12 protein-coding genes and 1 riboswitch are annotated in these 18655 nt (G+C 69.3%); of the genes, 9 read left to right on the plus strand and 3 right to left on the minus strand.

The annotated features are described in order from the left end of the window. Window positions 1-53 precede the first annotated feature (53 nt). From D451_RS0118470 to D451_RS0118480, 3 genes are all read right to left on the minus strand, one after another. Window positions 54-1433 carry a maltokinase N-terminal cap-like domain-containing protein gene (locus D451_RS0118470; protein WP_017535526.1) on the minus strand — a complete coding sequence of 460 codons (1380 nt, stop codon included), beginning with the start codon at window positions 1431-1433 and terminating at the stop codon, window positions 54-56. Window position 1434: 1 nt separating this feature from the next. Further along, window positions 1435-3351, minus strand: coding sequence for a maltose alpha-D-glucosyltransferase (treS, locus tag D451_RS0118475; RefSeq protein ID WP_017535527.1), 1917 nt, complete (start codon window positions 3349-3351; stop codon window positions 1435-1437). A gap of 89 nt (window positions 3352-3440) precedes the next feature. Continuing rightward, window positions 3441-5408 (minus strand): alpha-1,4-glucan--maltose-1-phosphate maltosyltransferase, encoded by a 1968-nt coding sequence (locus D451_RS0118480; RefSeq protein WP_017535528.1) that lies wholly within the window; start codon window positions 5406-5408, stop codon window positions 3441-3443. A 630-nt stretch (window positions 5409-6038) separates the two neighbouring features. Here D451_RS0118480 and D451_RS26625 point away from each other — a divergent pair. The 9 genes from D451_RS26625 (at window position 6039) to ligD (ending at window position 18637) form a co-directional block, all read left to right on the plus strand. Then, the gene (locus D451_RS26625; protein WP_017535529.1) at window positions 6039-8504 is read left to right on the plus strand and encodes a transglycosylase domain-containing protein; all 2466 of its coding nucleotides are present in this window, start codon (window positions 6039-6041) and stop codon (window positions 8502-8504) included. 119 nt (window positions 8505-8623) lie between these two features. Then, a riboswitch (TPP riboswitch) is annotated at window positions 8624-8731 on the plus strand. Between the two features lie 77 nt (window positions 8732-8808). After that, complete coding sequence (locus D451_RS0118490; RefSeq protein ID WP_017535530.1) at window positions 8809-9450, plus strand: ECF transporter S component; 642 nt, start codon at window positions 8809-8811, stop codon at window positions 9448-9450. Window positions 9451-9453: 3 nt separating this feature from the next. Then, window positions 9454-10980 carry an ABC transporter ATP-binding protein gene (locus D451_RS0118495; protein WP_017535531.1) on the plus strand — a complete coding sequence of 509 codons (1527 nt, stop codon included), beginning with the start codon at window positions 9454-9456 and terminating at the stop codon, window positions 10978-10980. A gap of 35 nt (window positions 10981-11015) precedes the next feature. After that, window positions 11016-11780: an energy-coupling factor transporter transmembrane component T family protein gene (locus D451_RS0118500; protein WP_026125174.1), complete on the plus strand. Its 765-nt coding sequence runs from the start codon at window positions 11016-11018 to the stop codon at window positions 11778-11780. Window positions 11781-11825: 45 nt separating this feature from the next. After that, window positions 11826-12626, plus strand: coding sequence for an enoyl-CoA hydratase/isomerase family protein (locus D451_RS0118505; protein ID WP_017535533.1), 801 nt, complete (start codon window positions 11826-11828; stop codon window positions 12624-12626). Between the two features lie 417 nt (window positions 12627-13043). After that, complete coding sequence (locus D451_RS26630; protein ID WP_234305805.1) at window positions 13044-15344, plus strand: protein kinase domain-containing protein; 2301 nt, start codon at window positions 13044-13046, stop codon at window positions 15342-15344. Between the two features lie 424 nt (window positions 15345-15768). Beyond that, on the plus strand, window positions 15769-16548 hold the full coding sequence (locus tag D451_RS0118515; protein WP_014908698.1) for an electron transfer flavoprotein subunit beta/FixA family protein: 780 nt from the start codon (window positions 15769-15771) through the stop codon (window positions 16546-16548). Window positions 16549-16580: 32 nt separating this feature from the next. After that, window positions 16581-17525, plus strand: a complete 945-nt coding sequence (locus tag D451_RS0118520; RefSeq protein ID WP_014910905.1) for an electron transfer flavoprotein subunit alpha/FixB family protein — start codon at window positions 16581-16583, stop codon at window positions 17523-17525. Window positions 17526-17722: 197 nt separating this feature from the next. Further along, window positions 17723-18637 carry a non-homologous end-joining DNA ligase gene (gene ligD, locus D451_RS0118525; protein ID WP_017535534.1) on the plus strand — a complete coding sequence of 305 codons (915 nt, stop codon included), beginning with the start codon at window positions 17723-17725 and terminating at the stop codon, window positions 18635-18637. Window positions 18638-18655 lie beyond the last annotated feature (18 nt).

The following is an 18655-nucleotide window of genomic DNA, read 5'->3' on the forward strand; positions in this document are numbered from 1 at the left end:
TGACATGAGGACGGTCTGTGGGGCGGCCCTCCCGGAGAAGGGCCGCCGAAGGATCAGCGGGGAACCGGTGGGGCTCCGGCCGCCGTGGCGATGGAGTCCAGCGGGACACGCAGCCAGTCGGGCCGGTTGCGGGCCTCGTACAGGACCTCGTAGACGGCCTTGTCGAACTCGAAGGCGCGCAGCACCGTCAGGTGCTTGTCCGGGTCGGCTCCGCCGCCGTCGGCGTAGCCCCGGCAGAACGCCTCCCGGTTGCGGCGGGCCCAATCACGCGCGGCCCAGGCCAGTTCGGGCCGGCCCGGATGGCCGACCATCAGGTAGCCGGCCGCGTAGTCGAAGGAGCGCAGCATCCCGGCGACGTCCCGCAACGGGCTGGACAGGCGTTGCCGCTCGCGCACCGGAACGGTCGGCTCGCCCTCGAAGTCGAGCAGTACCCACCCCTCCGATGTTCGGATGACCTGCCCCAGGTGATAGTCGCCGTGGATCCGCTGGATCGGCAGCGGCTCGTCCAATCGGGCGAGGTCGGAGTAGGCCTCCATCACCCGGGGAGCGTGCTCGGCCAGCTCGGGGACCTCGCCTCCGGCCATCGCCAGTCGCTCCACCATGGCGTCGGCCAACTCGGCGGCCGCGGACGGCGAGAGCACGTCCGTGGGCAGAGTCCGGGCCAGGGAGCTGTGCACCTGGGCGGTGGTGCGCCCCAGGCTCGCGGCCTCCTCGCCGAAGTCCGCGTCCATGCCCTCCACCAGGGTGCGCACGTTCTCGGTGGCCAATACCCAGCCGTCGGTGGCGTCCGGGACGAAGGTCTGGAGCAGGGCCAACGTCGTCGGCGAGGTGTGCCCGGACAGATCGGCCTCGATCCATCCGCAGGGGCGCGCCACGTAGGGCGAACCGGACAACGCCATGTTCAGCTCCAGGTCCGGATTGCGGCCGGGCCAGAGCCTGCGAAAGGTCTTCAGGACGTAGTCGCGCCCGTAGACCAACGACGTGTTGGACTGTTCGCCGGTCAGGAGCCGCCCGGCCCCGCAGGGGCGGACCTCGGTGCCGGGCAGGGTGCGGAACCGCACCCTGCCCCGCCGCTCGGGGTCCTCCTCCGCGGCGAAGCGTTCCAACAGCATCTCCGTGAGCACGGGATCGTGCGCGGCGTCGTACACCACCCTGGGACGGCCGCCGGCGACCGGGCAGACGCCTATGGCGGCGCGGGCCAGACGCGGAGGCAGGGACCGGGGCGGCCGGGAACCCAGCATCACCTGGTAGCGGGAACTGAGCCCGCGCTGCCCCGCCTGCACGACGAGCACGTTCAGGTCGGGCCCGCCGGGGCCGGCCGAGACCAGGGTGTACCTGCTCTCGATCCGGACCCGGCGGATCGGGATCCCCTTACCGGAGAACCAGCGTTGTCGAGGAAGCCAGACCGCGAGGAGTTCTTCGAGCTGAGACATGTCAGGCGGGCCCGCTTCCCAGCTCACCGTCGTCCGGCTCCGAGGATCCGGAACGGCACGATGCGGTGACGGGCCAGTGGACCTCCAGATCGTCGGGGCTGTTCAGGCCCGCGGCCGGCAGCCCGTACGAGGGCAGTTCCCCGCGGTCGGCTCCGGTCCCCTCCGTGGTCCGTTCCACCGGCAGCTGGAACCAGTAGAAGCCGTGACCGGGCAGGGTGAGCGGGTAGGAGGAGTCGCCGATCTCCGGGAAACGGACCCCTCCCACGCACTCCACCGGTCGCACGCCCGCGTAGCGGGACAGGTCCAGCTCCACGGGTTGCGGGAACCGGGACAGGTTGTTGACGCAGAGCATGCGGTCGTCGCCGTGCTCCCGGATGAACGCCAACACGCTCGGGTTGGTGGCGTTCAGCTCGGTGAACTCGCCGGTGCCGAACACGGGGTGCCGCTTGCGGATCTGGATCATGCGGCGGGTCCAGTTCAGCAGGGAACCGGGGTTCTCCCGCTGGGACTCCACGTTGAGCGCCTGGTAGCCGTAGACCGGGTCCATGATCAGCGGCAGGTACAGGCGCGCGGGGTCGCCCTTGGAGAAACCGGCGTTGCGGTCGGCGCTCCACTGCATGGGGGTCCGTACGGCGTCGCGGTCGCCCAGCCAGATGTTGTCGCCCATGCCGATCTCGTCGCCGTAGTACAGCACGGGAGAGCCCGGGAGCGAGAGCAACAGCGCGGTGAACAGTTCGATCTGGTCGCGGTCGTTGTCCAACAGGGGCGCGAGTCGCCGACGGATCCCCACGTTCGCGCGCATGCGGGGTTCCTTGGCGTACTCGGAGTACATGTAGTCGCGCTCCTCGTCGGTGACCATCTCCAGGGTCAGCTCGTCGTGGTTGCGCAGGAAGATCGCCCACTGGCAGTTGCGGGGGATCGGCGGGGTCTGGGCGAGGATCTCCGAGATCGGGAAGCGCTGTTCCTGTCGTACCGCCATGAACATGCGCGGCATCAGCGGGAAGTGGAAGTTCATGTGGCACTCGTCGCCGCCGGACTCGAAGTCGCCGAAGTAGTCGACCACGTCCGAGGGCCACTGGTTGGCCTCGCTCAACAGCACCCGGTCCGGGTAGAGGCGGTCGACCTCGGCACGGACCCGCTTGAGGAACTCGTGCGTCTCCTTGAGGTTCTCGCAGTTGGTGCCCTCACGCTCGTACAGGTAGGGCACGGCGTCCAGGCGGAAGCCGTCGATCCCCAGGTCCAGCCAGTACCGCAGGACCTCCAGGATCGCCTCCTGCACCGCCGGGTTCTCGAAGTTCAGGTCCGGCTGGTGCGAGAAGAAGCGGTGCCAGTAGTACTGGCCGCGCACCTCGTCGTAGGTCCAGTTGGAGGTCTCGGTGTCGACGAAGATGATGCGGGCCTCGTCGTAGCGGTCGTCGGTGTCCGACCACACGTAGAAGTCGCCGTAGGGTCCGTCGGGGTCCTCACGGGAGGCCTTGAACCAGGGGTGCTGGTCGCTGGTGTGGTTCATGACCAGGTCGGTGATGACGCGGATCCCGCGCCGGTGCGCCTCGTCGAGGAGCTCCACGAAGTCGGCGGTGTCACCGAACTCCGGGAGGATCTTGAAGTAGTCCGAGATGTCGTACCCGCCGTCGCGGAGCGGGGACTCGTACATCGGCAGCAGCCAGAGGCAGTCGATGCCGAGCCACTGGAGGTAGTCCAGTTTCCGGACCAGGCCGGTGAGGTCGCCGGTGCCGTCGCCGTTGGAGTCGAAGAACCCGCGGGCGAGCACCTCGTAGAAGACGGCGTGTTTGTACCAATGGGGGTCCCGGGCTCCACCGGAGGACATGAGGGGGCCGGTGGCGGCCCCCGTGGCCGGGGCGAGCGGACCGTGTTCGGCGTGCTCGTGTGCGCCGGGTCCGGACTCGTCTTTGCTCATCTACTGCTCCCCACCAAGAATGTTCGACATCGGATCAACGGGCGTCCGGGCCCGGGCGGCGGCTCCGTCCCGCCGCCGGGTCCCGGGCGTCATCTGCCGTTGACGGTGAACACGTGCGCCGGTCCGGTCGCCGGGTCGAGCCGGACGTAGTTGCTCGCCCGCCACGTGTAGGAGCGTCCGGTCAGCTCGTCGGTCACCTTGAGGTCCTCCTCCCACGTGCGGCCGATCGACGGCAGGTCCAGATGCACCGTGGCCTCGCGGGCGTGGTGCGGGTCGAGGTTGACGACGACGAGAACGACGTCGTCGGGCTCACCGGGGGCGCCGGGGCGATGCTTGGAGAAGCAGATCAACTCCGGCCGGTCCACGTGGTGGAACCGCAGGTTGCGCAGCTCGCGCAGGGCGGGATGGGCTCGTCGCAGCTCGTTGAGCCTGGTGATGAGCGGAGCGATGGTCGTTCCGGAGGCGTCGGCCCCGGCCCAGTCCCTGGGGCGGTACTCGTACTTCTCCGAGTGCAGGTACTCCTCGCTGCCGGGGTGGGCCGGGGTGTTCTCGCACAGCTCGAAGCCCGAGTAGATCCCCCAGGTCGGGGAGAGCAGGGCCGCCAGGACCGCGCGCGCCTCGAAGGCCGGTCGACCGCCTCGTTGGAGGTAGGCGTGCAGGATGTCCGGGGTGTTGGCGAACAGGTTGGGTCGAAGGTAGTGCGCGGTCTCCCGGCTGAGCTCGGTGAGGTACTCGGTGAGCTCGTCCTTGTCGTTGCGCCAGGTGAAGTAGGTGTAGGACTGATGGAAGCCGACCTTGGCCAGGGTGCGCATCATCGCCGGCCGGGTGAAGGCCTCGGCGAGGAAGAGGACGTCGGGGTCGCGTTCGGCGACCTCGGCGAGCAGGCGCTCCCAGAAGGCGACCGGTTTGGTGTGCGGGTTGTCCACCCGGAAGATGCGCACCCCGTGGTCGATCCAGTGCCGCACGACCCGCAGGACCTCGGCGTACAGACCCTCGAAGTCGTTGTCGAAGCAGAGCGGGTAGATGTCCTGGTACTTCTTCGGCGGGTTCTCGGCGTAGGCGATGGAGCCGTCCGCGCGCGTGGTGAACCACTCCGGGTGCTCGGAGACCCAGGGGTGGTCGGGCGAGCACTGGAGAGCCAGGTCCAGGGCGATCTCCAGTCCGTGGTCGGAGGCCACGGCGACGAAGGCGTCGAAGTCCTCCAGGGTGCCCAGGTCGGGGTGGACGGCGTCGTGTCCTCCCTCGGACGAACCGATGGCCCACACCGAGCCGGGGTCCCCCGGCCCCGCGGTCAGCGTGTTGTCGCGACCTTTGCGATGGGCCGTACCGACAGGGTGGATCGGCGGCAGGTACACCACGTCGAACCCCATGTCGGCGATGGCGGGCAGGCGCTTGGCCGCGTCGGAGAGGGTTCCGGAGGCCTCCTCGCCCGGGGCCACGTCGACCCGGGCGCCCTCCGAGCGGGGGAAGAACTCGTACCAGGAACCGAACAGGGCCCGTTCGCGGTGGACGACGACCTTGGTCCGCCTGGACCTGGTGACGAGTTCCCGCAGGGGTTTGCGGTCCATGGCGGTGACGACCTCGTCGGTGACGGCCGTCGTGAAGCGTTCCATCGGATCGGTCGAGGTGTCGCGCAGGAGCGTGGCCGCCTCGGAGAGGGCGGGGTCTCGCGGGGTGCGACGGGCGGCGCGCGCGAGCAGGCGGGCGCCCTCCTCGAGGACGAGGTCGGTGTCGACGCCGAGGGGAAGTTTCACGCGGGCGACGTGCAGCCATGTGGCGAAGGGGTCGGTCCAGGATTCGATGGAGAAGGACCAGTCGCCCTCGGAGGGCAGGCTGATCTCGGCCTCGTACCGGTCGGTCCCGGGGGCCTTCTCGCGCATGGGGACGAGAGCCTCGCGGCGACCACGGGGGGAATGGACGACGACGCCCGCGGCGAGGGAATCGTGCCCTTCGCGGATCACGGTCGCGCCGACGGTGAAGCGTTCTCCCGGAACGGCCTTCACCGGCCCGAGGTCGTTGTCCGGAGATATGTCGATTATGGGCAGGCGTCCGATCACTGGCTACACCGTAATCATCGTTGTCAGGGCGTCATGAGGAGGCGCGTGACGACGCACGCGCGAAGAATGACCGGGTTCCGATCAAAGGCAGGATGGAGTCGACGAAGAACCGAATGGAAACTGTCCGGATTGCGGCTTCGGTGGTCTCCGATGTCCATCGTCCGCCCTGGCCCTGGCTTTGGCGGAGTGTCGAGGCCGAGTCGCACATGTGATCCTCGCCACACTCTTGCCCGTGGTCGAGGTCGGGTATTTGTCGGTTTTCATCGCTCGAAAAACGACGAAGCAGGCATAAATTCGCAGTGGATTCTGTGTTCTCCCCGGTTGCTTTTCGATTCTCCATCACGAAAAGTCCGAAGATCTGTCCCACTGGTTGCCGGTGGGAGTGAACTGGGTAGGGCTCGTCTAATGCGCCCCACGTGGTCGAGGGTCTATTCCGGACACTCGATCATGTCCGATGTGTCTACTCTGTGTAATCTTCTGTTGCTCTGTGTGGTTTGCAAGGTATTGAGGAAGCTTTTCAGTGACACACCCGATTTAACGGAGTTCCCTTGAGGCCCTTCCTGCGAGGGTGGTCGACGCGATGCCCACCGTCGCGAGGCGGAGGGGCGGCACACGGCTCTAGGGGGCGACGTGACGGAGGTCGACGGGGGCGGTGGGTTCATCGAGCGGGCCCGCGCTCTGTTCCAGGAGAGGGTCGAGCGGGCCCGCGCCCTGTTCCAGGAGAGGATCGCGGAGTTCGAGAAGGACGCGAATCGGGGACGACGCGACGCGTATCTGCGACTGTCGGGTCTGGGCGCCGTCGCGGGTCTGCTCTGTGCCGTCCTCGTGCTGCCCTGGGCGGGAAGCGCGGGCCTGGTGGCCAGGGACACCGCCGCGGGCTTCATGGCCCTCCCCGGGCACCTGGAGGTCCCGAACCTGTCGTCGGGCGTCCTGCTCACCGACGACGCCGGGGAGCCCTTCGCCGAGGTCTCCGAACGCGAACGGGACGTGGTCTCCCTCGACGCGATCAGCCCCTGGGTCCCCTCGGCCCTCATGGCGGTCGAGGACGACCGTTTCTATGAGCACAACGGGCTCGACATGAAGGGCGTCCTGCGGGCCGCGCTGCGTACGGCCCAGGGAGACATGCAGGGCGGCTCCACCATCACCCAGCAGTACGTCAAGAACCTCCTCATCGAGACCGCCGATTCGGAGGGGGACGTCGACGGCGCCAGCGAACGGACCCTCGGCCGCAAACTGACCGAGCTGCGCTACGCCATCGACATCGAGGACCGGTACACCAAGGACGAGATCCTGGAGGGCTACCTCAACCTGGCCTACTTCGGGGCCGGCGCGCACGGCATCGAGGTCGCGGCCCAACGCTACTTCTCGATCTCGGCGGAGAATCTGGACGCCGGTCAGGCGGCGATGCTGGTCGGCCTGGTCCGGGGGCCCTCGTTCTACGACCCCCTCAACAACCCCGAGGGGGCGAAGGAACGTCGCGACCTGGTTCTGGACCGCATGGTCGACACCGGTCACCTGGAAGCGGAGGAGGCCGCCGCCCACAAGGCCGAGGACCTGGGCATCGATCACACCCCCAGGGGCGGCAGTTGCATGGAGAGCGACTACCCGTTCTTCTGCGACTACGTCATGCGCTGGCTGGCCGACTCGGAGATGCTGGGGAAGACCGCCGCCGAGCGGGAGCAGCGCATCGCCCAGGGCGGTCTCACCGTGCGCACCACGATGGATCGCGCGGCCCAGGACGCGGCCCAGGACGCCGTGGACAAGCGGGTCCCGCATGAGGACTCCACCAAGTTCGCCGCCCAGGCGCTGGTCGAACCCGGAACCGGTCGGATCCGGGGCCTGGTCCAGAACCTGCGCTACGGGTTCGACGACGACGCCTCCGGAACCACCTCGATCAACCTCGCCGTGGATCGGGACGAGGGCGGCTCCGGCGGCTATCAGGCGGGATCGACCTTCAAGACCTTCACCCTGGCGGCGGCCCTGGAACAGGGGATGGGGTACGGGACCAGGTTCAACTCGCCCAAGAGCATGTCCGTCGGTGGGATGACCGACTGCGGCGGCGACCGGATGTCGTCGTGGAGCGTGAGCAACGCCGGCGAGAGCGACGACGGCGAACACAACATGATCAGCGCGACCAAGGGCTCGGTGAACACCTACTTCGCCCAGTTGCAGGAGAAGGTCGGTCTGTGCGAGACCTCCGAGATGGCGGTGAAGGCCGGCGTGCACCGCGCCGATGGTGAGGATCTCGGAGTGTGGAGCTCCTTCACCCTCGGGGATCAGGAGGTGTCCCCGCTGACCGTCGCCAACTCCTACGCGACCTTCGCGGCCCGCGGCATCCGTTGTGAGCCGCGGCCGGTGCGCTCTCTGACCGAGGACGGCACGGAGGAGCGGGTCACCGCCGACTCCGACTGTGAGCGGGTGGTGAAGCAACAGGCCGCCGACGGGGTCAACCACCTGCTCCAACAGACCTTCGACGGAGGTACGGCCAAGGGCCTGGACATCGGGCGGCCCGCGGCGGGCAAGACCGGTACCACCGACGGATCCGCCTACGCCTGGTTCGCCGGGCACACCCCGAACCTGGCCTCCGCGGTCGTCGTCGGCGACGTGCGCGGTGGTGAGCAGAACCCGCTGCGCGGGGTGACCATCGGCGGACAGTACTTCGGCGTCGTCTACGGAGGGACCCTGCCCGGACCGATCTGGCAGGAGTCCATGCGCGGGGCGACGGAGGGGCTGCCCTCCGAGAGCTTCGCCGGTTCTCCCGGTTCCTTCGGGGACCCGACGGCGGAGCCGCCCGGACGGGAGAAGGACGACGACTCCGATGACGAGGGCGGAGCGGACGGCCCCGAGGACGCCGCCGGCTCCGCGGACTCCGAAGGTACGGAGAGCACGGAGAGCACGGAGAGCACCGAGGGTTCCGCGGACTCCGAAGGGACCGGGGGCGCCGAAGGTTCGGACGGCACCGGCGGCACGGGCGGTACCGAGGGCTCGGACGGTACCGGAGGCACGGGCGGCACCGAAGGTACCGGGGGCACCGAAGGCACCGAAGGTTCCGGTGGCACCGAGGGCTCCGACACCGGGGAGGGGGCCGGCACCTGACCACCGGACCCGCTCGCGCGCGGTCCATGGTCCCGAGGTGGACAGAGGCCTATATGTCGTGGTGAAAGGGGTATGGAGGGCCAAGAGCTCCGATATTTGCCTCATGGCGCATAATGGAGCCGAACCGACAGGGGAGCGCGGAAGCGCTGAGAGTGCGGCACCGGGCCGCAGACCCTTAGACACCTGATCCGGATCATGCCGGCGAAGGAAGTCGTGAGAACCCGCCATCGTGCGCGTGAGAACGCGTGATGGCGCTCTTGGCCGCATTCCCCTCCGTCGCTCCGACGAAGGGAACCCTCGGGTAATGAGTACCGAAGACAGGACCGGCACGACCGATGGCCGCGAGGTCGCGCGTGCCGGATTCCTCCAAGAGGTACGGGCCGGCCTCAAGAGCTGGCGCACCGTCGACATCGTCGTCGCCGCCGTGATCGGTGTGGCGGTCGGTGTCGTCTTCTGGCTGTGGAACATCGTCTGGTCGATCACGACGCCGCTGTTCGTGTTCTTCCCGCCCGGTCAGGCCGTCGTCTACGGCATGTGGCTGATCTCCGGCGTGCTCGGTGGTCTGATCGTCCGCAAGCCCGGCGCGGCCGTGCTCACCTCGATCGCGGCGGCCTCGGTCTCCGCGGTCCTGGGGACCCAGTGGGGGCTCGCGGTCATCCTCGACGGCACCCTCCAGGGGCTGCTGCCCGAACTGGTCTTCCTGGCGTTCGCCTACCGGCGTTGGAACATGGGCGTGGCCGTGCTCGCGGCGGCGTTCGCGGGCCTGTCCCCGGCCATCCGGGACAACATCGCCTACAACGTCACCTGGCCGCTCCACTACCAGATCACCTACGGGGTGATCGTGGTGATCAGCGCCGCCCTCATCGCGGGTGTGGGAGCCAGGCTCCTCACCACCGCCCTGGCGCGCGCCGGCGCCCTGGCCCCCTTCCCCTCGGCCAAGGGCTGACCCATGGGAGCGAGGAACGTGGGCGGCGCGCGTGTGGAGCTCTCCGGTTGGGGATGGCGGCACGCGGGCCGCGACACCCACGCCCTGCGCGGCGTGGACCTGGTCGTCGAACCCGGGGAGCGGATCCTGCTGTTGGGCGCCTCCGGCGCGGGCAAGAGCACCCTGCTCCACTCCCTGGCCGGGCTCACCGGCCCCGACAGCGCCATCAGCGGCGAGGAGGAGGGCCTGCTCCGTGTGGACGGAGAGCCCGCCGCCCGCGGTAGGGGTCGGGTCGGCCTGGTCGCCCAGGACCCCGAGACCCAGCTCGTGATGGCCCGGGCCGGAGACGACGTGGCGTTCGGTCTGGAGAACCTCGGTATCGAACGAGAGGCGATCCGGTCCCGGGTGGAGGGGGCCCTGGCGGACGTGGGCTTCCCCTACGGTCTGCGGCATTCCACCGGTGCCCTGTCCGGCGGAGAGAAGCAGCGACTGGTGATCGCCGGAGCGCTGGCCATGCGCCCTCGCCTGCTGCTGCTGGACGAGCCCACCGCCAACCTCGACCCGGCCGGGGCCGAGCTGGTCCGGTCCCTGCTCGCCCGTCTACTGGCCGAGACCGAGGCCACCCTCGTCCTGGTCGAACACCGGGTCGCCGAGGTCGTGGACCTGGTCGACCGGGTCGTGGTGGTGGAACCGGGCGGCGGGGTGATCGCCGACGGCGCCCCCGCCGAGATCTTCGCCGAACACGGGCGTTCCCTGGCCGCCCAGGGCGTGTGGATCCCCGGGAACGAACCCGCCCCCTCGCTCACGGCGGCCCCGGGAGGGGCACCGTTGATCGAGGCCGTGGACGTGACGGCGCGGACCCCCTTCCAGGTGGGGGTCCGCGTCGGCCCTCGCCGCACGGTCCTGGAGGGGGTGCGCGTCGCCCCCGAGGCCGGGACGGCGACCGCCCTGACCGGACCTAACGGAGCGGGAAAGTCGACCCTCCTCACCCTGCTGGCCGGGCTCTCCGGTCCCTACCGGGGGAGCGTCGAGCCTCGCGGGCCATTGGCCGAGGCCGACCGACGCCCCCTGGTGAAGTGGCCGGCCCGACGTCTGGCCCGACACGTGGGAACGGTCTTCCAACACGCGGAGGACCAGTTCGTCACCTCCACCGTGCTGGACGAGCTGCGTTTCGCGCCCTCGCGCGCGGGGATGGGCGAGGTCGAGATCGAGGCCTGGGTGGGCGAACTCATGGAGAGACTGCGCCTGACCCGGCTGGCCGACGTCCACCCGTACACGCTCTCCGGAGGAGAGAAACGGCGGCTCTCGGTGGCCACCGCGCTCAGTTCAGGGCCCTCGCACGCCCCCGACGTCCTCGTCCTGGACGAACCCACCTTCGGGCAGGACACCCGTACCTGGACGGAGCTGGTGGAGCTGCTGGGCTCCCTGAGGTCGGAGGGGCGGGCCATCGTCATGGCCACCCACGACCGGCTGCTCCTGGAACATCTGGTGGACTCCCGTATCGGGGTCGCCGACGGTCGAGCCACCGTCTCGTCGAAGGAGGACGTGTGAGCACCGCCCGATCCGGCACCCGTACCGCGGAGACGATGGGAGGGGACACCCTCACCCTCGACGTTCCCGCCGAGGGCGGGGCCCGCTACTGGATGACCGGGCTCAACCCGGCCGCGAAACTGCTGGCGGCCCTGGCGATCGCCATCGGCCTGATCCCCGCTGTGGACGCCGTCACCGGAGGCCTGGTCCTGTTCGTGGTCCTGCTGACGGTCCCCTTCAGCGGTGTGGACCGTAGGACCCTGATGCTCCTGGGCGGGCCCTTTCTGCTGATGGGCCTCAGCAGCGGGACGGTCAACTACCTGTACGGCGAACAGGGGCTGGAAGGGGCCGTCGGCGCCGCGGTGCGCCTGCTGGCCATCGCGCTTCCCGGACTGTTGGCCGCGATCACCAGCGACCCCACGGAGATGTCGGACGGGCTCGTGCAACGGCTCAAGGTGCCCGAGCGCCCCGCCATGGGCGTCCTCGCCGCGCTGCGCCTGATCCCGCTCCTGGCCGACCAGTGGCGGACCATCACCCTGGCCCGCCGGGCGCGCGGTCTGGAGGCCGGGTACAACCCGTTCAACGTGGTGCGGCTGTTCTTCGGTCGACTCTTCGCTTTGCTGGTCCGCTCGATCAGGACCGGGACGCTGTTGGCCACCGCGATGGACGCGCGGGCCTTCGGCACGGGGCCGCGCACCCACGCCCGGATCAGTCACTGGAGGAGGGCGGACACCCTTCTGCTGGTGGGGACCGGGGCGCTCCTGATCGGCGCGTACGCCCTCTCCGCGCGCTTGGGCACCCTGGTGCTGCTCTTCTCCTGACCCGAGTGGTTAGGTGGCAACCGACACTGACGCCGAAGTGAAGAGGTGGAGAACGTGGGCGAGTTCGTTCGCGTGGAGGTCGACCCGGACAACCCCGCGGTGGCCGTCATCCGGATCGATCGACCCAAGGCGCTGAACGCGTTGAACGGTCGGGTCACCGAGGAGATCGCCGAGGCGGCCGCGCGGGTGTCGTCGGACGACTCCGTGCGCGCCGTCGTGCTCTACGGCGGTGAGCGGGCCTTCGTGGCCGGGGCCGACATCAAGGAGATGGCCGAGCTCACCCACGCGAAGATGCTGGAGTACTCGCGCGCCCTACAGAACGCTCTGACCGCGGTGGCCCGGATCCCCAAGCCGGTGGTCGCCGCCATCAGCGGGTACGCGCTGGGCGGTGGATGCGAGCTGGCGCTGTGCGCCGACTTCCGGGTCGTGGGGGCCAAGGCCAGGCTCGGACAGCCCGAGATCCTGCTGGGCGTCATCCCGGGTGCGGGCGGGACCCAGCGTCTGCCGCGTCTGATCGGTCCGGCCAAGGCCAAGGACCTGGTGTTCACCGGGCGTCACGTGAAGGCGGAGGAGGCACTGGAGATCGGCCTGGCCGACCGGGTCGTCGAGGACGACGAGGTCTACTCGGCCGCCGTGGAGCTGGTCGCCCGTTACGCGGACGGCCCCGCGGTGGCCCTGGCCGCGGCCAAGGAGGCCATCGACCGCGGGTTGGAGACCGACCTGGACACCGGCCTGGAGATCGAGCGACTCCAGTTCTCGGGCCTCTTCGCGACCGAGGACCAGAAGGCGGGCATGCGCAGCTTTATCGAGCAGGGACCGGGCAAGGCGACCTTCGAAGGGCGCTGACCTCGGGCGTTCCCGGCCCCTGGGACGGGTATCGCTGTGGGGCGGGGCGGGTGGTGTCGGGCGTTCGCCTCGCCGCCCGCCCCGCTCTCTTCCCAGGTTTTTGTAGTGACTTGTCGTTGCTTTTACTTTTTGTCGCGTTGAGTGTCCTGGTGGGACCTGGGGTGGAAGACCGGATCCGGCCATACGGGAAGGGAACGGGGGAACCGCTCACCCGGTTTTTCCGTCATACTCGTCAGTGGTCGTCACAGGACGGACGGTTCGCCCGGAGCCCCGGGGCGCGTTCCGCGCCCGATCCCGGGTGGGATCCGCGGACCACACGGGCCCCTGGGCGGGGCCGCACAAGCCAAGCTTGACCCATCCCCCCGGCCGATAAACTGGGCGTGGCGGTATGTGGTCTTTTGAGGGGATGAGTTCTCGATGGCAATGTCGGCAGGTTTCCCCACGGGTGAGGAGCTGCCGGAGCGCATCGGTCACTACGTGATCCGCCGTCGCATCGGCGCCGGCGGCATGGGAGTGGTGTACCAGGCCGAGGATCCCCACACCGACCGGTTCGTGGCGGTGAAGGTCCTCAAGCCCGAGGTCGCCGGAGACCACATCGCACGCGCCCGGCTCGCCCGCGAGGTCGAGACGATGCGTCGTGTACAGAGCCCCAACGTGGCCGAGGTCATCGACGCGGACACCCAGGCGGAACTGCCGTGGGTGGTCACCGAGTACATCCCCGGGCCCACGCTGGACGCCACGGTCACCGACCACGGCCCCCTCCGCGGGCGCGCTCTGACCCGTTTCGTCACCGGTATGGCCAGGGCCATCAAGGACATCCACGCGGTGGACGTCATCCACCGTGACCTCAAGCCCGGCAACGTGATCATCTCCAACGGCGAACCGATCGTCATCGACTTCGGTATCGCCCACGCCGTCGACGGGGCCAAGCTGACCCAGACCGGCACGTTCGTCGGCACCCCCAGCTACCTGTCGCCCGAGGTCATCGAGGGGACGGACCTGGGTCCGGCCACCGACGTGCACGCCTGGGGCGGCACCGTGGCCTTCGCCTCCACCGGCCGTCCGCCCTACGGCGCCGGTTCGTTCGAGGTGATCTTCTTCCGGATCCTCAACGGCGAGATCGACATGGACGGGATGCACGAGGCGCTGCGCCCCCTCGTCAACCGCGCGGTCTCCCGTGACATGAGCGCCCGGCCCACCGCGGCCGAACTCGTGACCGAGACCGGCCGCCTCAACCTCGACCTGCCGTGGAGCGAACCGCAGCGCGGGCTGCCGGACCAGACCGGCGGCCACACCGTGCACAGCCCCGCTCCGGGCGTGCCCGACACCGGGGGCCACGGCTCCGGACACGGCGGCGTGGGAGGAGCGATCCTCGGCGGCGCCATGGGCGGCGCGGCCGCCGGGCACCTGCTGGGCGGGGGCGCCGGAGAGGGCTGGGGGAGCGCGCACACCAGGAGCGCCCCCGGAACGACCGACAGCGCGTGGTCCACGCCCTCCAACGAGCGCCCCGGGGGCCGGGAGAGCGACCTCGAGGCCACCGACGACCTCGGCGCGGCCCGTTCCAACGGATGGAGCGAGGACCCGGAGGCCACCGACGACCTGAGCGGCGCCCGTTCCTCCGGAGACGACCGGACGCATCACGCCCACTCGTCCGGGTGGGACGACGAGGCCACCGACGACCTGTCCGGGGCCGGGACCGAACGGATCGTCCCGGGCACGGGCGCTCAGGGGTACGACACCCAGGGCACCCAGCGGATCGATCCGGTCCGGGACGACGTCCAGGGCACGCAGCGGATCGACCCGTCCGCCCTGGCCCCTCGGGAGGACCCCCAGGGCACCATGATGATGGGCCAGGACGAGATCTCCCGGCACGCCCGGGTCCAGGACGAGGACCCCGACGGTGCCCCTCAGACCCGGTTCTTCAACTCGCCGCTGGACCCGAAGGCCTTCCAGGACATCCTGACGCCCGTGGGGGCCGAGGGGCGGCGTGAGACGACCCAGGAGTTCGACGAGGAGGAGTACCGGGAGCGGGGCGGCCTGCTGGGCCGTTTCCGCCGTGGGGGCGGCGACCGCGTCGGCGACTACTTCCGCGGTGACCGCGAGGGCGACGAATACGACGAGGACGAGGACGAGTACTACGACGAGACCTGGCGGATGCATCCGCTGGTCCTCATCCCGATCATGCTCTCGCTGGCCGGGACGGCCCTGTGGTTCCCCTGGTTCGGCATCTTCCTGGGCGTCGTCCTCATCTCCGGCCTGAGCGCGTTGGACGTGGTCAAGGCCGAGCACGCGCGACGTCTCCAGACGCGTGGTCGCCGCAACTCCGACGGCATGGTGGTGGCGCTCAGCTTCCCCTGGGCGTTCGGTCGTATGACACTGCGCACCGTCGGCTTCGGGCTGATCTATCTGGTGGCGGGCATCCTGGTCGGGCTGGTCTATTCCACGATGTTGGAGACCGGCAACGACGGGGCCAACTACACGGGCGCCTTCGCGGTCTTCGTGATGATCCTGCTCAGCTACATCATGCCGAGCGGGCGTGAGGCCCGTCACCAGGCGGTCTGGCTGGTGGAACGGGTGCGTTTCCACAACCTGTACCTGTACATCGGCGTGGTCGTCGCCATCGTCCTGCTCACCATGCTGATCCTGTCGATCGGCCTGGGTTCGGCCCCGATCTGGACCATGGGGCCGCTCACCGGCCCGGCCGACTGGTTCGGATAGAAGCGACCCTCGCACTTCGAACGCCCCTTCTCCCACAGGAGGAGGGGCGTTCCCGTGTTCGGGGAGGGGAGCGGGGCGTCCCCCTCGCCCCCGGACGGGGGAGCGGTCAATAGAGTGGGGAGCGGTCACCGTTCCCCGGGCGTCATCGTCACCGGCGGGCGTCGTTCCGACGTGTTCCGAGTGAGGGCCGCGGGGAGGGATTCCGGGTTTTCCGAGTCGAACCCGGGCCACGGGTTGGCCTGCAAGCTACTAGCCAGTAACATATGGTGTATGAGCACATGAGCGGGACCGGCTGTGAACGTGAACAGCGGGACCCGCCGTCGGATGACCGATCGGCATTCGGCATTGTTGGCAGTCACGGGGCGCGCCAGCGCCCGCCCGCCAGACGGCGGACATGGGAGTGCAGGGAGGTCGGCCACCGGCCATGAATATTGTCGTTTTGGTCAAGCAGGTCCCGGACACGGCGACCGAACGGAAGCTCAACGCCGATGACAAGACGTTGGACCGCGCGGCGTCCGACGGTGTCATCAACGAGCTCGACGAATACGCCATCGAAGAGGCGCTCCTCCTCAAGGAGAAGCACGGCGGCGAGGTCACCATCCTGACGATGGGGCCGGACCAGGCCACGGACTCGATCCGCAAGGCCCTGTCCATGGGCGCCGACAAGGCCGTCTTCGTCAACGACGACGCGCTGCACGGCTCCGACGCCATCCAGAGCGCCTACGCCCTCGCGCAGGCCCTGGGCACCATCGAGTTCGACCTGGTCGTGCTCGGTTCGGAGTCCACCGACGCCCGCACCGGTGTCATCGGTGCCGCGCTCGCCGAGTACCTCGGCCTGCCCCAGCTCACGCTGGCCGGCAAGGTCGACATCGACGGCGACGCCATCAAGATCCAGCGTCAGACCGACTACGGCTACGACGTGGTCGAGGCTCGACTGCCCGCGGTCGTCTCCGTCGTGGAGAAGATCAACGAGCCCCGTTACCCGTCCTTCAAGCTGATCATGCAGGCGAAGAAGAAGCCGGTCGACAAGAAGTCCGCGGCCGACGCGGGTATCGACACCGGCAAGGTCGGCCTGGCCAACGCCACCACCGAGACCGTCGACTTCGCCGCCGCGCCGCCGCGCGCCGCGGGCACGATCGTCAAGGACGAGGGCGACGGCGGCGTCAAGGCCGCCGACTTCCTCGCCGACAAGAAGTTCGTGTAGGTAGACGAGAGACTCAGGAAGGTTCAAGGATTATGGCTGAGGTCCTCGTCCTCGTCGACCACGTCGACGGACAGGTCAAGAAGGTCACCACCGAGCTGCTGACCGCCGCTCGCCGCGTCGGCGAGCCCGTCGCGGTCTGGATCGGCGACGGTGTGGAGTCGGGCAAGGCCACTCTGGCCGAGTTCGGCGCCGAGAAGGTCTACGTGGCTCCCGCCGAGGTGAACGACTACGTCGTCGCCCCGAAGGCCGAGCTGCTCGCCAAGCTCGCCCAGGACAAGGGCGCCGCCGCGATCCTGGTCTCGGCCACCGCCGAGAACAAGGAGATCGCCGGTCGTACCGCCGTGAAGCTGGGCTCCGGTGTGCTCACCGACGTCGTCGACGTCAACGCCGAGCTGGTCACCGAGCACAGCATCTTCGGTGGCGCCACCGTCACCCACGCCCGCGTCAAGACCGGTGTGCCGGTCATCGCGGTCCGTCCGAACTCCGTCACCCCGGAGGCCGCCGCCGGCGCCGCCGCCGAGGAGGCCGTCTCGGTCGACATCTCCGACGCCGCCAAGACCGCCAAGGTCGTCGAGCGCGTCGTCCAGGCCAAGGGCGAGCGTCCCGAGCTGACCGAGGCCGCCATCGTGGTCTCCGGTGGCCGCGGCGTGGGTTCCGACGACTTCAGCGTCGTCGAGAACCTGGCCGACTCGCTGGGTGCCGCCGTCGGCGCCTCCCGCGCCGTCGTCGACTCGGGCTGGTACCCGAACCAGTTCCAGGTCGGCCAGACCGGTAAGACGGTCAGCCCGAACCTGTACATCGCCCTGGGCATCTCCGGCGCGATCCAGCACCGGGCGGGCATGCAGACCTCGAAGAACATCATCGCGGTCAACAAGGACCCCGAGGCCCCGATCTTCGAGCTCGCCGACTTCGGCGTCGTGGGAGACCTGCACACGGTCGCTCCGCAGCTCACCGAGGAGATCAACAAGCGCAAGTAGGACGAGCGCTTCGCGGATCCAAGCCGACGCCCGGCCGGGGGAGACCCGGCCGGGCGTCGGCTTTCTCATGGGCGGCTTCGGTGGCGCTGTTCCGGGAACTCGCATGTGATTTGCCCTATATGAAATATTCTGTGTGGTTTTCGGGGGTGGGGGTCGGGTAGATCCGGCGCACGACGATCCGACAGGAGGCGGGGGCGATGCGGACGACGGTGCGAGCGGGACGCCGCAAGGTGGAGATCCGGCACGCGGACAAGCCCCTCTTCGGGGAGGACGGGGCCACCAAGGAGGACCTCGCCGACTACTACGCCAGGATCGCTCCGCTCATGCTGCCCCTGGTCAAGGGGCGCCCGGTCGTGCTCGAACGCTTCCCGGAAGGGCTGGACGGCTCCGGATTCCTCGTGCAACACCCCTCGCACCCCCGCTGGATCCGCACGGTGTGGACCTCTTCCGGACGGATGATGGAATGCCAGGAGGCCGCCGCCCTGGTGTGGTGCGCCGATCAGGCCGCGATCACCCTGCACACATGGTCCTCCCGTACCCCTCGTCTGGGACTCCCCGACCGTATGGTTCTCGACCTCGACCCGGTCGGTTCGGGCCGAGAGGCCTTCGCCGGATGTCGTGAGGCGGCCCGGGTCGTGCGCGAGGTGCTGTCCGAACTCGGACTGGCCGCCTACGTGATGACCACCGGCTCCCGAGGTCTGCACGTCCACTCGCCCCTGCGCCCGGAGGTGGACGACATGGAGGTCCGGAGACTGGCCAAGGCGGTCGCCGACCGCGTCGCCGCCAGGGCACCGGAGGAGTGGACCACCCGGGTGCGCAAGGCGGCCCGCCACGGCCGTATGTTCGTCGACTACCTCCGCAACGGTCCCGGACAGCTCGCGGTGGCACCGTACGCGGTCCGAGCCCGGCCCGGAGCCCCGGTGGCCACCCCGATCACCTGGGAGGAGCTGGAGAGGATCTCCTCCTCCCAGGAGTTCTCCATCGACCTGGAACGGGACGAGTGCCCGTTCGCCGGCATGCGCCGCCACGCCCGTTCCCCGCGCAGGGCCCTCTCCCTCCTCGACCGGGGGGAAGGCGGGGTCGTGCCGAAGCCCCGGGCGGGGCACGTGTGACCAGAGTGATGGGAGGGA

Source organism: Nocardiopsis alba DSM 43377 (assembly GCF_000341225.1).
GTDB lineage: Bacteria > Actinomycetota > Actinomycetes > Streptosporangiales > Streptosporangiaceae > Nocardiopsis > Nocardiopsis alba.

Excerpts from the sequence above, each read along its gene's own strand:
- D451_RS0118470 (WP_017535526.1), bottom strand. The coding sequence starts at position 1,433 with ATGTCTCAGCTCGAAGAACTCCTCGCGGTCTGGCTTCCTCGACAACGC.
- treS (WP_017535527.1), bottom strand. The coding sequence starts at position 3,351 with ATGAGCAAAGACGAGTCCGGACCCGGCGCACACGAGCACGCCGAACAC.
- D451_RS0118490 (WP_017535530.1), top strand. The coding sequence starts at position 8,809 with ATGAGTACCGAAGACAGGACCGGCACGACCGATGGCCGCGAGGTCGCG.
- D451_RS0118495 (WP_017535531.1), top strand. The coding sequence starts at position 9,454 with ATGGGAGCGAGGAACGTGGGCGGCGCGCGTGTGGAGCTCTCCGGTTGG.
- D451_RS0118500 (WP_026125174.1), top strand. The coding sequence starts at position 11,016 with ATGGGAGGGGACACCCTCACCCTCGACGTTCCCGCCGAGGGCGGGGCC.
- D451_RS26630 (WP_234305805.1), top strand. The coding sequence starts at position 13,044 with ATGGCAATGTCGGCAGGTTTCCCCACGGGTGAGGAGCTGCCGGAGCGC.
- D451_RS0118515 (WP_014908698.1), top strand. The coding sequence starts at position 15,769 with ATGAATATTGTCGTTTTGGTCAAGCAGGTCCCGGACACGGCGACCGAA.
- D451_RS0118520 (WP_014910905.1), top strand. The coding sequence starts at position 16,581 with ATGGCTGAGGTCCTCGTCCTCGTCGACCACGTCGACGGACAGGTCAAG.
- ligD (WP_017535534.1), top strand. The coding sequence starts at position 17,723 with ATGCGGACGACGGTGCGAGCGGGACGCCGCAAGGTGGAGATCCGGCAC.